This is a genomic window from Occultella gossypii (genome assembly GCF_019947135.1).
In the GTDB taxonomy this organism is placed as follows: Bacteria; Actinomycetota; Actinomycetes; order Actinomycetales; family Beutenbergiaceae; genus Occultella; species Occultella gossypii.
Genome location: NZ_JAGSHT010000020.1, coordinates 168,164 through 181,809, shown reverse-complemented (window position 1 = coordinate 181,809; position 13,646 = coordinate 168,164). Strand labels below are relative to the sequence as shown.

Below are 13,646 nucleotides of genomic sequence, written 5' to 3'. Positions count from 1 at the left end.
CGCCGGTCGCATGCGGCTCAGCGTGCGCTGATGCACCCCTCGAGGTGGTCGTCGACGTACCCGAGCGCCTGCATCGCCGCGTACGCGGTGGTGGGCCCGACGAACCGGAAGCCGCGCCGCTTGAGGTCCTTCGCCAGCGCCTTCGACTCCGGGGTGTTCGACGGCACCTGGTCGAACCCCGGCACCCGCCGGGCCCGGGTGGGCGGCCGGTGCGCCTCGAACACGTCCGCCAGCCGCTCGCCGCGCTCGTGAAGGTCCAGCAGCGCTCGGGCGTTCGCGATCGTCGAGTCGATCTTCGCCCGGTTCCGCACGATGCCGGCATCGGCCATGAGGCGAGCGACGTCGTCTTCGTCGAACGCCGCGACGGCGGCGGGATCGAACCCCGCGAACGCGGCCCGGAACCCCTCCCGCTTCCGCAGGATCGTGATCCAGGCCAGCCCGGACTGGAAGGCCTCGAGGCTCATCCGCTCGAACAGCTCGCTCTCATCGGGGCTGCTCGACGGCGGCACTCCCCATTCGGTGTCGTGGTAGGCCTCGTAGAGGGGATCGCCGGTCCCGAAGCAGCGGAACGTCTCCATGGGCGAGATCGTAGACGCGGCCGGGGACATCGCCGCATTCCTGGCGCAGGATGGTGCCGTGAGCACCTACGAGACCCAGCCGTCCGAAGCCGCCCTCGCCGCCCTGCGCAGCCTGCGCCAGTCCCGTCGGTTCCTCCGGACCCGATCGCCCGCGACGACCTCGAACAGCTGCTCGAGGTCGCCCGCTGGACCGGCAGTGCGAAGAACACCCAGCCCTGGCACCTGGTTGTCGTGACCGACCCCGAGGTCAACGCCGCGCTCGCCGGAGCCGGCGCGTTCACCGCGTTCCTCTCCGGCGTCGCCGCCTCGATCGTGGTCGCGCTCAAGGGCGAGGGCAGGTCGGTCGCGTACGACGACGGCCGTCTCGCCGAGCGCGTCATGCTCGCCGCCGGGGCCCTCGGGATCGGCAGCGGGACCGCGTGGTTCGGCACCCCGGAGAGCCGGCAGCAGGTCCGCGACCTCCTCGGCATCCCCGAGGACTTCGAGCCGTGGTCCGCGATCGGCCTCGGCTACACGGACACCACCCAGGCGCAGGCGTCGCCGAGTCTCTCCGGCCGCAAGCCGATCTCGGAGATCGCCAGTTGGGAGCGCTACGGCGCCCGACCATCCTGATGTCGCGGAGCACGGTTCCACTGACCCGAGCTGCGGGTCGGGTGAGGACAGATCGACGTTTCGGGACAGGGGAGCGGCGGGGGTGCGTGTTCCCATGGCCCGAGCTGCGGGTCGGAGGTCGATCGATCGACGTTTCGGGTCAGTGGAGTGCCGACGGAGTGTGAATCACGCGCCGTGCAGGACGGCCCCGGTCACCTCGAGCAGGCGGACCCGCAGCGCATCCGACCGCTCCGCGAACGCCCGTTGCGCCGCCACGTATGTCGCCTTGCCCGCCGCCGTCTCGATCGGCACCGGTTCGTAGCCCCAGTCCGTCAGGTCGTACGGCGAGGCGCGCATGTCCAGCTCGCGGATGTCCCACGCCAGCTCGAACGTGTCCAGCAGCAGCTCACCGGGCACCACCGGGCCGAGTTTCGTGGCCCACTTGAAGACGTCCATCCCGGCGTGGAGGCACCCCGGCTGCTCCCGGGCCGGCTGGTCGGCGCGGGAGAGCGGCTCGGCGTTGCGGCCGAGGGCCTCGGGAGTGAAGAACCGGTAGGCGTCGAAGTGGGTGCACCGCAGTTGGTGGGACTCGACCACCGAGTCCGTGCCCTCGGATCCCAGTCGCAACGGGGTGCTGCGGTGGCGTACCTGGGCAGGGTCCTGGCGGTACACCATGGCCCATTCGTGCAGTCCGAAGCAGCCGAACTGACCGGGTCGGGACCGGGTCGCGCCGAGCAGGTCGTGGACGTAGACGACGGTGTCGCGCCGCTGTTCGAGATAGACCGCGACGTCGACGACGGCGGAACCGGGCACGTGTCCGCGGGTGTACCAGCGAGCGCTCGCCCGCTCCGGCGCGTCCAGCAGCGTCACCCCGACGCCGGGGTGCCAGCGCCGCAGCTGCGCCGGCTTCGTCGGGTAGTACGTGAACAGGAAGTCCTGCACCGGGTGCGTCTCGTGGCGGGACCGGCGACGGCGGTGGTCGGCCGTGTACTCATCGGCCCGGCGGGCGTGGCTCGCCTCCAGCGCGCGCCACCGCAGCGGCGTCAGGGTGGTCGCGGCCGGGTTCGACGCGGCCAGGGTCGTGGAAGGTGCCGGCGTGGTCACGGTCGGAGCACTCATCGCGGCGGGGGAGCTGGCGGGTAGGGCGGTACCGGCGGCGGACCCGGGACCGGCTGCTGGCCCGACGGCGCAGGTCGGGTCGGTCCGGCCGGTGCGGCAGGTGCCGGCTGGTACGGCTGTCCGTACTGCGGGTGGGCGGGATGGCCGGTCTGAGGTAGCGCGGGCTGTCCGTTCTGCGGGTGGGCGGGATGGCCGGTCTGAGGTAGCGCGGGCTGTCCGTACTGCGGGTGGGCGGGATGGCCGGGCGGCGGCGGTGCGCCGTGCTGCGGTGCCTGGTGCTGCGGTGCCTGTCCGTACGGTCCAGCAGCCGGTGGACCGCCTTGACCGGGCGGACCGTACGGCCCGCCCGCCGGGACCGGGACATACGCGGGCTGCACTCCTGGGCCACCCGGGCCGGTCGGGGCGCCGGACCAGGCCGGGCCACCGGGACCCGCGGGCGGCCACTGCTGGGGTGCCTGAGGCTGCCTCGGCCGGATCATCCGGTTGATCAGTCGTTCCAGCGGCCCGCGCCCGAGGGTCAGCTGCCAGAGGGTGGCGAACACGAAGGTGCCGACGATCAGAGCGATCAGCGGCCAGTTCGACTGGGGGTACCAGACGGCCTCGTCGCCGAGGATCCGGATGTAGACGATGTGCAGGCTGTAGACGGTCAGGGACATCGCACCGGTCGCCGAGATCGGTGTGAGCAGCACCCGCAGCGCCTTCACCTGGGTGGTGACGAGCAGGCACAGGCCCAGCACGACCAGACCCACGCCGATGTTGCCGGCCATCTCGAACGTGGTGCCAGAGTGCGCCTCGACACTGGTCAGGCTCGCGGCCAGCCCGTTCTGGTCGTCCAGCCCGGACCACAGGACGTACCCCGCGCCGTAGCCGACCGCGGCCGCCGAGATACCCGCGCAGATGAGCGCGACCTGGACCTTGATCCGCTGCATCGGCAGCCGACCCACCCCGAGGCCCACCAGCAGGTACGCGGTCCAGCTCAACGCCGGGTAGTACCCGGTGAGCAGCTCGCCGATCGGCGGGACATCGAAGCGCGGCTCGGTGCTGGAGAACAGCACCCACCGGGTCAGCAGCACGACCTGCGGCATGACCAGGACGGCGGCGCCGGCCCAGGCGAACACCGCCGTCGGGCGTAGACGCAGGAACGGCAACGCGAGCAGGAACAGGAACGCATAGGAGGGCAGGATCACCGCCACCGGCGTGAGCAGGAACGTCAGGAACCAGCCGAACACGAACAGGATCGCGGAGCGTTTGATGATGCGGGTCCGCTGCACCCGCAGACCCGCGAGGTCGTCCGGGTAGGCACGGCGGGTCATGAATGCCAGCCCGATGCCTGCGAGCAGAGCGAACAGCGCCGAGGGGCGACCGTCCGCGACGAAGAACCAACCCGTCGGGGTGAAGAAGCCGACGTGCCGCTCCATGCCCAGGTGCGCGACGAACATGCCGAGCACGGCCAGGCCCCGCGCGGTGTCCACTCCCACGATTCGGTTCACCCGCTCAGGCTAACGAACGTGCCGTCCCCGCTTGCTGGGCCGGACGGGCAGTTCGCCCCTAAACTCGGTCCATGGAGCGCGCCGACACCTACACCCACGGGCATCACGAGAGCGTGTTGCGATCACATCGGTGGCGCACGGCGGAGAACTCGGCCGGATACCTCCTCCCCTACCTGGAGGAGGGCAACGACGTGCTCGACGTCGGCTGCGGCCCCGGCACCATCACGGTCGGGCTGGCCAAGCATGTCCGCCCGGGCCGGGTGCTCGGCATCGACCGTGCCACCGACGTCCTCATGAAGGCCTCGGAACTCGCCGAGGCCAGCGACGTGGACAACGTCCTCTTCGAGCAGGCCGACGTGTACAACCTGCCGTACGCGCGCGGTGCGTTCGACGTGGTGCACGCGCACCAGGTGCTGCAGCACCTGAGCGACCCGATCGCCGCCCTGAAGGAGATGGCGCGGGTGACCCGCCACGGCGGCCTGATCGCGATCCGCGACGCGGACTACGCCGCGATGTCCTGGTACCCGGCGAACGCCGGGCTGGACCGGTGGCAGGAGCTCTACCACCAGGTCACCGAGAAGAACAACGCCGAGGCTGATGCCGGACGGCGGCTGCTCGCCTGGGCGCGCGAGGCCGGCTTCGAAGACATCACCGCCACGTCCGGGACCTGGACCTATGCGGACGACGACTCGCGCACCTGGTGGTCGAACCTGTGGGCCGACCGGCTCGAGCAGTCCTCGCTCGGCCGGCAGATCCTCACCGGCGGGTTCGGTACCGAGACGGAGATCACCGAGGTGGCGCAGGCCTGGCGGGACTGGGGCCAGGAGGAGGACGGCTGGTTCGTGGTGGTGCACGGGGAGCTGATCATCCGCTTGTGAACGGCGGGCGGTGGGGCGCAGCCACCGAAGGGGCGCACCGGCACTAGATTTGCGAGCATGCAGATCGCGCGCTTCACCACTGGAGACGACCCGCACTACGCCCTCGTGGAGGGCTCCGACCTGGTGGTCCTCACCGGTGACCCCCTCTACACCCCGCTCACCCCCACGGGGCAGCGGGTCCCGATCGAGACGACCCGGCTGCTGGCGCCGGTGATCCCACGCTCGAAGGTGGTGGCATTCGGGCGCAACTACGCCGAGCACGCCGCCGAGCTCGGCAACGAGGTCCCCGAGCTGCCGCTCGTCTTCGTCAAGCCGAACACCACCGTGGTCGGCCCGGACGACCCGATCGTGCTGCCCTCCTACTCCCAGGACGTGCACCACGAGGCCGAGCTGGCCGTGGTGATCTCCCGGATCTGCAAGGACCTGCCGGCCGAGCGCGCGAACGAGGTCATCCTCGGCTACACCGCCGCCAACGACGTCACCGCCAGGGACGTGCAACGGACCGACAAGACCTGGACCCGCGGCAAGATGTTCGACACCTCCTGCCCGCTCGGGCCGGTCCTGGTCACCGACCTCGACGTCTCCGACCTGCGGATCCAGGCCCGGGTGGACGGTGAGCTCCGCCAGGACGGCTCCACCGCGCAGATGATCCACTCGGTGCCCGAACTGATCGCCTATGCCTCCACCCTGTTCACGCTGCTGCCGGGCGACGTCATCCTCACCGGGACCCCGGCCGGGGTCGGCCCGATCCTCGAGGGTCAGCGCGTCGAGGTGGAGATCGAGGGGATCGGCATCCTCGGCAACCCCGTGGTGCGCCGATAGGGCACGCTAGCCTCGACCCATGGGTGTCATGATCATGGTCCACCGGGTCCCCGAGGGGATCGACGACCCGTACACGCAGATGTTGTACAACGACGCCGGCGAGTACCTGCCGATGGGGGAGCCGGACGCTCTCGTGGCCGCGCTGAACGAGGCGCTCGCGGCCACCGGAGCCGAGGGGTTCGTCGACGAACGCACCGGGATGCTCGTACCGCACGGCGTCGACAGCGTCAGTTTCACGACGGACGGGGGTCAGGTACGGCTGATCTTCGTCAACAGGCCGACGGGCGAGGTCTTCGACGCACTGGCCGCCGTCGGCGGGCCGGACTGGGCCGTCCTCGACGCCGGAACGGGCGAGCGCTACAACTGACGGCGAGGAGTGGCACCGGCGAGCCGGCCCTTAGCCCGAGACTAGGCTGGGCGCCATCATGACTACCGCCGCCACGCCCACGGGTTCCGACATCCGCGTCCGCTTCTGCCCCTCGCCCACCGGCACCCCGCACGTCGGGCTGATCCGCACGGCGCTGTTCAACTGGGCCTACGCCCGTCACACCGGCGGCACGTTCGTGTTCCGAATCGAGGACACCGACACCGCGCGGGACAGCGAGGAGTCCTACCTGCAGCTGCTCGACGCGCTGCGCTGGCTCGGGCTGGACTGGGACGAGGGTGTGGAGGTCGGCGGGCCGCATGAGCCGTACCGGCAGTCGCAGCGGATGGACCTCTACGCCGACGTCGCCCGGCGTCTGCTCGAGGCCGGCCACGCCTACGAGTCCTTCTCCACCCCGGAGGAGGTCGAGGCGCGCCACCGGGCCGCCGGGCGGGACCCGAAGCTCGGCTACGACGGCTTCGACCGCGACCTCACCGCCGAGCAGATCTCCGCGTTCCGCGCGCAGGGCCGGGAGCCGGTGTTGCGGATCCGGATGCCCGAGGAGGAGGTGACCTTCACCGACCTGGTCCGCGGGGACGTCACCTTCAAGGCCGGCTCGGTGCCGGACTTCGTGATCGTGCGCGGGAACGGTCAGCCCCTCTACACCCTGGTCAACCCGGTCGACGACGCGCTCATGGGCATCACCCACGTGCTGCGCGGCGAGGATCTGCTCTCCTCCACACCCCGCCAGGTGGTGCTCTACCGGGCGCTGCTGGACGTCGGCGTGGCGACGGTGATGCCGGCCTTCGGGCACCTGCCGTACGTGATGGGCGAGGGCAACAAGAAGCTCTCCAAACGCGACCCCGAGTCGAACCTGTTCCTGCACCGCGAGCGGGGTTTCACCCCGGAGGGCCTGCTGAACTACCTGGCCCTGCTCGGTTGGGGCATCTCGGCCGACAACGACATCTTCTCCAGCGAGGAGATGGTCGCCGCATTCGACATCGCGGACGTCAATCCGAACCCGGCCCGGTTCGACCTCAAGAAGGCCGAGGCGATCAACGCCGCCCACCTGCGCCTGCTCGCGCCCGAGGACTTCCGGGGCCGGCTGGTGCCGTACCTGCACACCGCCGGCCTGGTGCCCGCGGACTCCTACGCCGACCTCTCGCCCGAGCACCGCGCCCTGCTCGACGCGGCCGCGCCGCTGGTCCAGGAGCGGATGACCCTCCTCGGTGAGGCGCCCGGCATGCTCGGCTTCCTGTTCACCCCCGATGAGGCCGTGGTGATCGAGGAGGACGCGCGCGGTGGGCTGCGCGAGGAGGCCCCAGCGGTGCTCGACGCCGCGATCGAGGTCCTGACGAACCTGGCCGACTTCTCGCCCGAGTCCCAGCAGGAGGCTCTCAAGGCAGCGCTCGTGGAGGGCATGGGCATCAAGGCCCGGTTCGCGTTCGCGCCGCTGCGCGTGGGCATCACCGGGCGGCGGGTGTCACCGCCGCTGTTCGAGTCCATGGAGATCCTCGGCCGGGACGCCTCGCTCGCGCGGCTGCGGGCGCTGCGCGCCACGCTCTGATGCCCGACGGCGGAGGTGACGCCTCCAGGAGCGTCATCCGGGGCGTCCTGTTCGATATCGACGACACCCTCGTGGACACTCGCTCGGCGTTCGCCGCGGCACTGGGGGAGGTGGCCGCCGAGTTCCTGCCCGGCATGTCCCCCGAGGACTATCCGCGACTGCTCGCGACCTGGCGCGCGGACACCGGGCGCTACTACCAGGCCTTCACCCGTGGCGAGATCGGCCACCTCGACCAGCGGCGCGCCCGGGTGGACCAGCTCCACGAGATCTACGACGGGGCCGCCTTCGACGACGCGACGTTCCTGCGCTGGAATGAGCGCTACGACGAGGCGTTCGAACGTGCCTGGACCGCGTTCGACGACGCCGTTCCCACGGTCACGGCGGCTCGGCGCGCGGGGCTCCGCACGGGCAGCCTCTCGAACGCGCTGGCCGCGATGCAGCGCGTCAAGCTCGCAGTGACCGGGCTCGACGACCTCGCCCCGCTGCTGGTCTCCCTGGACACGTTCGGGGTGGGCAAGCCCGACCCCCGGGTCTTCCTCGAGGCCTGCCGGCTGCTCGGCACGGCGCCCGAGGAGACGATCTACGTCGGTGACGAACTGGACACCGACGGCCGCGGCGCACAGCGCGCCGGGCTACGCGGCGTGTGGCTGGACCGCCCGGGCGGCCGCCGCGGTGGCCCGCATGACGAGAACCCCGAGGGCGCTGAGGCCGAGGGCATCGCGGTGATCAGCGGACTGGAGGAACTCCCGCCGCTCTGGGCATGAGCGGCGGACCCGCAGCCACGCCGGCACGGCACCGGCGTGGCACGGACGGGACCTCACCCGGCGGTCGGCCGCAAACCCTGTGTGCACGTGCTGCCGGGGTCGGACGCCGAATCGGCGCCGACCGAGGCGACCGTGCGCGTGCGCGGGCGGAGGCGGCTGCGCAGTGATGTCGCCACGCGGCGCACGGTCACGAGCCACGGCGCCGGCACCACGTGCTCGGGGTGTGCAGCCAAGAATCGCCGCCGCTCGACGTCGGCCACGATCTCGTCGTGGCGGATGGAGGCGATCAGCGCAAAGGGGTGCTGGGGGTGGTGGTCCATGGTTCTCCTCTCAGAGCAGCGGCAGCCCGGAGGCCTTCATCGCCGCCAGGGTGGTGGTGCGTTCCTCGGCTGCCTCGAGGTAGAGCCGGCGCTGGGCCTGGCCGCGGCGCCGTGCGCCGAAGGCCATCAGGGCCCGGCCGAACCGGACCATCGACGTGTTTCGAGGGCCGCGCGCGACGGCGCCGGCCCGGTTCGACTCGACCCGTGAGGGCAAGAACGTCTGTGCTTGAAACCCTGTGTACTGCGTCATCTCGGTCATCCTCTTCCGGCCCGTCCCCGTGGATCCTGCTGCTCTGCAAGTGTCTCTTCGAACACGGACAGTTCCCGTCCTAGATCTCGGGCTACGATGACGGCGTGATGTCCTCTACCGCCCGTCTGCTGCAGCTGCTCTCGCTGCTGCAGATCAGGCGCGAGTGGACCGGTGCGGCGCTCGCCGAACGCATGGGTGTCACGGACCGCACCGTGCGTCGCGACATCGACAAGTTGCGCGAACTCGGCTACCCGATCAGGGCCACCGCCGGGGTCGCCGGGGGCTACCAGCTCGGGCCCGGCGCGCAGCTGCCGCCGCTGCTGCTGGACAACGACGAGGCACTCGCCGTGGCGCTCGGTCTGGCCGCGGTGGCCGCCAGCCCGGTCGCGGGGGTGGCCGAGGGCTCCGTGCGCGCGCTGACCAAGCTCGAACAGGTGCTGCCGGCCCGGTTGCGCACCCGTTTCACCTCGCTCAAAGCGGCGGTGACCCGGCTCGGCGGGGCGGCCGACGCCGTCGACCCCTCCTACCTGACCGAGATCTCGGCGGCCATCTCCTCCAAGCGGCAGCTCTCGTTCGAGTACGAGCGGGCGGACGGCCAGCGGATCCGGCGCCTCGTCGAGCCGTACCAGCTCGTCGACGCCGGGCAGCGCTGGTACCTGGTCGCGTGGGACGCCGCCCGCACGGACTGGCGCACGTTCCGGGTGGACCGGATCCGCACCAAGCCGAGCGAGCGCACCCGGTACACGCCGCGGACGCTCCCAGCCGCCGACGCCGCGGCCTACGTGCAGGAGGCGATCACCCGCTCCCCGTACCGCTACGACGTGACCGTCCGCCTGCGGGGGAGTCCGGCCACGCTCGCCGGCCGGGTCGGGCCGACCGCCGGGCAGCTCGAGGGCGACCCCGAGCCGCCCGACGGCGCACAGGGGGACTGGAGCATCCTGCGCGCGGGCTGGGACGATGTGGACGACTTCCTCGGCTGGCTGCTCGGCCTGGACACCGAGTTCCACATCCTCGGGCCGCCCGAGTTCCTCGAGCGGTGCCGCGCGATCATCGGCAGGCTCGAGACCGCCGTCGGGCCGCGTCCCGCCGCAGACTGAACGCCCGCCTGCGTACCGACACGCCGAACACCCGCTGCTCGGAATCCGATGCAGGTCCTGGCTGAACCCGCGAGAACCCGGTCTCGCTGACCCGTGCAGCGGCCCCGGCGGCGGTCACCCTGCCCACTGCTAGCATCGCCGGAATGACGTGGTCGCTGCGGACTCTGTTGCTGCGGCGACCACCAAGAGACCTCGTTGCCGAACGGCTACGGCTGCTGCGCGTGCTACGGATGGGACGCGGTGCGACCGCGCTCCTGATCGCAACTCTGGCGATCGGTGCCCTCGCACCGGCCGCCCTCGCGTTGGCGACCGGTCAACTCGTCGCCGGCGCGGAGGTGGCGCTCGCCGGGGGCTCCGCCGCGGCGGCGTTTCCCGGGCTGATCGCACTGGCGGTGACCCTCCTGGTCAGCCAGCTCGCGCAGACCGCACGTGAGGGACTCTCGACCGAGGTCCGGCTCCGGGTCGATGGTTGGGTCCGGGGCGAGGTACGGGCGGCTGCGGCCGCACGGGTCAGCCTCGTGGATCTCGCTGATCCGGACTTCCAGAACGATGTGAATCGGGCCTCCGACCTCGGGCAGAACTGGAGGGTCCGTTCGGTCGGTGCCGCGGCCGTCGGCCAGGTGGCTCTGGTGGCAAGGATGGCGGGTGGGCTGGCGGTCGCGGTCGTGCTCGCTGAGTTCTCGGTGCTGCTCGCCGTCTCCGTGTTGGTTCTTTCGTTGCTCAACCGAGCCGTGCTCCGTCGCCAGTGGATGCACTTGGCGGGCTTCGATGACGGGCGGGCGCCGCTGCGCCGTCGTACGGCCTACTGGGGCGACCTGGCGACCGATCCTCGTGCTGCCGGCGAGGTCCGGCTCTTCGGGCTCGGGCCGTGGGTCGCGATGCGGCATCGCCGGGCCATGGTGGTCGAGCAGGAGCCGCTGCAGCGAGAACGCACGGCCGTCATGCGACAACAGGGCATCATCCTCGTGCTGACCTTTGCCGCGGCCGCACTGGGGATCCTGCCGCCGGCTCTGGCGGCGGCGGACGGGGAGATCACCACCGCCGCGCTCGTCACCTACCTCATGGCCACGATCGGCACGCTCGGCCTGTCCTCGATGGGCCACGAGGCGTTCGACATCGAGTACGGACGGTTCACGATCCAGGCCCTCGACCGGATGCGTGCCTCCGAGCCGCCTGCGTCGGACGACCGTATCGATGGGCAGGTCGGCGACCAGGGGTCACTGATCGAGATGCGCGACGTCGGATTCGGGTATCCCGGCCAGCGGGCGCCGGTCCTCAGCGACCTGAACCTGACCCTGCGAATCGGCGAGGTCGTCGGGATCGTCGGCCCGAACGGCGCCGGGAAGACGACGCTGGTCAAGTTGCTCGCCGGGCTGTTGGAACCCACGTCCGGCACGGTTGCCCGACCGGCCTCGGGGCCGCCACCGGCAGCCGCCGTCTTCCAGGAGCTCGTGCACTACCCGCTGAGCCTGCGCGACAACATCGCACTGTCCGCACCCGAGGTCCCGGCCACCGACGCCGACGTTCTGGCGGCCCTGAACCTCGCCGGCGGACAGGACTTCCTCGAGAAGCTGCCGGCGGGCTTGGACACCGTGCTGCAACGGGACGTCACCGGCGGTGCGGACCTCTCCGGTGGGCAGTGGCAGCGAGTCGCGATCGCTCGTGCCGTTTTCGCCGTCCACGCCGGACGAATACTGGTGATCCTGGACGAGCCGACCGCCAACCTGGACGTGCGCGCCGAGACCGCGTTCTACCAGGACGTGGTGCGTGCCCTACCGACGGCAACGATCGTCCTGATCTCACACCGTCTCTCCACCGTTCGCCTGGCCGACCGGATCATGCTGCTGAAGGGCGGGGCGATCTCCGAACAGGGCAGCCACGACGACCTCGTGCGACGCGACGGCGACTACGCCCGGCTGTTCGAGCTGCAGGCCGCCCGATTCCGGGGCGACGACCGGTGAAGCTACTGCGTTTCGCGGCCGACATGATGGCCCGGTGCTGGCGTGCCTCACCGGGCCGGACGCTCATCATCCTGATCGCGATCATCGTTCAGTTCAGTTCGAGCATCGTGCTCGCGGTCCTGCAGCGCACGATCGTGGACAAGGCCGGTTCGCACCTGCTCACTGTCGTCGCGGTGGCAGGTGTCGGACTCGCGCTCGCCATGACCGCCGACCACGCAGCGAACCGGATCCAGACGAACCTGCGAGCAACCGTCGACACCCGTGTTGCCTATGCGCTCGCCCACGACCTGGCCATCTGGGCGACCACGGACCCGCAGCTCGACCTCTACGACCGGCCGGACGTCCTGGACCGTATGCACCGCGTGCGCGCCCAGCACCGGTCGCTCGTCGGTCTCGGCTGGAGCGTCATCCTGACGGCTGCGGTCTCAGTCAATCTCGTGGCGAGCCTGGTCCTGTTGGCCCAGATCAGTCCGTGGCTGATCGGTGTCGCGATCCTCGCTGTTCCCCCGCTGATCCTCAGTCAGCGCAGCCGACGCCACCTCCAGAGCGCCATCGAGCGTTCCGCGCCCGCTGAGCGTCAAGAGGCTCGCTTGCACGCGCTGACCTCGAACCCGGAACAGGCTGCCGAGCTGCGGATCAGTCGGAACGAGGCAACGATCGACGATCGTTGCCGGACCTTGTGGCAGGACGCGCAGGGCATGCTGCGACAGGGACACCTGCGCGCCGGCGTGACCTCGTATGCCGGATCGCTGATCTTCACCGTCGGCTACCTCTGCTCGATCACGCTCACGCTGGTGCTGGTGATCGACGGCGAGGCCACCCTCGGTGACCTCGCGTTGGTCCTCGGCCTCGGTGAGACCCTGCGCTGGCGGGTCTTCGGCGTGGTCGCGAGTCTGTCCGCGGTCACGGACGGGGCCCGGGTCGCACGCGAGTACCTGCTGCTTCGCCAACAATACGAGCACGCTCTTCGGCCCGAGCGTGCAGCTGACCCACCGGATCGGCTGGCTGCCGGAATCGGGCTTCGCGGGGTGACCTACCGCTATCCCGATCATCAACGACCAGCAGTCGATTCGGTCACTGCCGACCTCCCCGCCGGCAGCGTCATCGCGTTGCTCGGCGAGAACGGGGCCGGGAAGACCACGCTCGTCAAGCTGCTGCTCGGTCAATACACGCCGCAGTCCGGACAGATCACCATCGATGGCATGGACCTGCAATCGATGGATCCGCGCGCCTGGGCCACTCGGTGCAGCGGACTCGTCCAGGACTTCGCGAAGCTCCAGGGCCCCGTCCGAGAGTCCGTTGCGGCCGCGGCGCTGAGACCCTTGAACCGGACAGAGATCCGAACTGCGATCGATGACGCCCACGCCGGGCCGATCATCGATGGTCTGCCTGATGGCCTGGACACCAGGCTGGGCCTTGCCTACGGCACCGCGAACCTTTCCCACGGCCAGTGGCAGCGGCTGGCCCTGGCACGTGGGCTCACCCGGACGACCCCGTTGCTGCTGGTTCTGGATGAACCGACCTCCGCGCTCGACCCGGAGGTCGAACACCAGCTCTTCGACTCGTTCTTCCGGCGGGCCCGTCAGGTTGCGACCACTCACGGCGCGATCGCGCTCGTGGTCTCCCACCGCCTCTCGACGACCCAGGACGCTGATCTCATCATCGTGATGGACCACGGTCACATCGTCGAGGTCGGCGACCATACCGCCTTGATCGACGCCGACGGCCGGTATGCCGAGCTCTTTCGACTGCAGAGCAACGCCTACCGATGAGGTGCTGACGCGCGGCTGCGGGTTCTCGCCGAGGCAGGTCATCAGCGATGAGTTCCGGCCCTCGACCCGGTCC

14 protein-coding genes are annotated in these 13,646 nt (G+C 70.6%); 9 read left to right on the top strand and 5 right to left on the bottom strand.

The window, feature by feature from the left end; genetic code table 11:
• Nucleotides 1-17: 17 nt before the first annotated feature.
• Complete coding sequence (locus KCQ71_RS20940; protein ID WP_223409679.1) at nt 18-578, bottom strand: DNA-3-methyladenine glycosylase I; 561 nt, start codon at nt 576-578, stop codon at nt 18-20.
• On the opposite strand from KCQ71_RS20940, the gene KCQ71_RS27070 reads away from it, so the two are divergent.
• Nucleotides 525-1,190, top strand: a complete 666-nt coding sequence (locus KCQ71_RS27070; RefSeq protein WP_223409676.1) for a nitroreductase family protein — start codon at nt 525-527, stop codon at nt 1,188-1,190. The genes KCQ71_RS20940 and KCQ71_RS27070 overlap by 54 nt on opposite strands.
• 165 nt (nt 1,191-1,355) lie before the next feature.
• Here the strand turns inward: KCQ71_RS27070 and KCQ71_RS20930 are convergent, their stop codons facing one another.
• Both KCQ71_RS20930 and KCQ71_RS27770 read right to left on the bottom strand, forming a co-directional pair.
• Entirely contained in the window at nt 1,356-2,288 is a 933-nt protein-coding gene (locus tag KCQ71_RS20930) for a 3-methyladenine DNA glycosylase (protein ID WP_223409675.1), read from the bottom strand.
• Nucleotides 2,285-3,778 (bottom strand): heparan-alpha-glucosaminide N-acetyltransferase domain-containing protein, encoded by a 1,494-nt coding sequence (locus tag KCQ71_RS27770; RefSeq protein ID WP_308116671.1) that lies wholly within the window; start codon nt 3,776-3,778, stop codon nt 2,285-2,287. The genes KCQ71_RS20930 and KCQ71_RS27770 overlap by 4 nt, the downstream gene beginning before the upstream one ends.
• Nucleotides 3,779-3,849: 71 nt before the next feature.
• On the opposite strand from KCQ71_RS27770, the gene KCQ71_RS20920 reads away from it, so the two are divergent.
• From KCQ71_RS20920 to KCQ71_RS20900, 5 genes are read left to right on the top strand one after another with little or no spacing between them, the layout of a single operon-like run.
• Complete coding sequence (locus tag KCQ71_RS20920; RefSeq protein WP_223409673.1) at nt 3,850-4,656, top strand: methyltransferase domain-containing protein; 807 nt, start codon at nt 3,850-3,852, stop codon at nt 4,654-4,656.
• A 57-nt stretch (nt 4,657-4,713) separates the two neighbouring features.
• Nucleotides 4,714-5,478, top strand: a complete 765-nt coding sequence (locus KCQ71_RS20915) for a fumarylacetoacetate hydrolase family protein (protein ID WP_223409670.1) — start codon at nt 4,714-4,716, stop codon at nt 5,476-5,478.
• A 19-nt stretch (nt 5,479-5,497) separates the two neighbouring features.
• Nucleotides 5,498-5,845: a hypothetical protein gene (locus KCQ71_RS20910; protein WP_223409668.1), complete on the top strand. Its 348-nt coding sequence runs from the start codon at nt 5,498-5,500 to the stop codon at nt 5,843-5,845.
• Between the two features lie 58 nt (nt 5,846-5,903).
• The gene (gltX, locus tag KCQ71_RS20905; protein ID WP_223409665.1) at nt 5,904-7,409 is read left to right on the top strand and encodes a glutamate--tRNA ligase; all 1,506 of its coding nucleotides are present in this window, start codon (nt 5,904-5,906) and stop codon (nt 7,407-7,409) included.
• Nucleotides 7,409-8,173 (top strand): HAD family hydrolase, encoded by a 765-nt coding sequence (locus tag KCQ71_RS20900; RefSeq protein ID WP_223409662.1) that lies wholly within the window; start codon nt 7,409-7,411, stop codon nt 8,171-8,173. The genes gltX and KCQ71_RS20900 overlap by 1 nt, the downstream gene beginning before the upstream one ends.
• A 53-nt stretch (nt 8,174-8,226) precedes the next feature.
• Here the strand turns inward: KCQ71_RS20900 and KCQ71_RS20895 are convergent, their stop codons facing one another.
• Both KCQ71_RS20895 and KCQ71_RS20890 read right to left on the bottom strand, forming a co-directional pair.
• Nucleotides 8,227-8,493 (bottom strand): hypothetical protein, encoded by a 267-nt coding sequence (locus KCQ71_RS20895; RefSeq protein ID WP_223409660.1) that lies wholly within the window; start codon nt 8,491-8,493, stop codon nt 8,227-8,229.
• Nucleotides 8,494-8,503: 10 nt separating this feature from the next.
• Nucleotides 8,504-8,743: a hypothetical protein gene (locus tag KCQ71_RS20890; RefSeq protein WP_223409657.1), complete on the bottom strand. Its 240-nt coding sequence runs from the start codon at nt 8,741-8,743 to the stop codon at nt 8,504-8,506.
• A 104-nt stretch (nt 8,744-8,847) separates the two neighbouring features.
• On the opposite strand from KCQ71_RS20890, the gene KCQ71_RS20885 reads away from it, so the two are divergent.
• The 3 genes from KCQ71_RS20885 (at nt 8,848) to KCQ71_RS20875 (ending at nt 13,573) form a co-directional block, all read left to right on the top strand.
• Entirely contained in the window at nt 8,848-9,840 is a 993-nt protein-coding gene (locus KCQ71_RS20885) for a helix-turn-helix transcriptional regulator (RefSeq protein WP_308116670.1), read from the top strand.
• Nucleotides 9,841-9,983: 143 nt separating this feature from the next.
• Nucleotides 9,984-11,801, top strand: coding sequence for an ATP-binding cassette domain-containing protein (locus KCQ71_RS20880; protein WP_223409654.1), 1,818 nt, complete (start codon nt 9,984-9,986; stop codon nt 11,799-11,801).
• The gene (locus KCQ71_RS20875) at nt 11,798-13,573 is read left to right on the top strand and encodes an ABC transporter ATP-binding protein (RefSeq protein ID WP_223409651.1); all 1,776 of its coding nucleotides are present in this window, start codon (nt 11,798-11,800) and stop codon (nt 13,571-13,573) included. Before KCQ71_RS20880 ends, KCQ71_RS20875 begins: the two co-directional genes overlap by 4 nt.
• Nucleotides 13,574-13,646 lie beyond the last annotated feature (73 nt).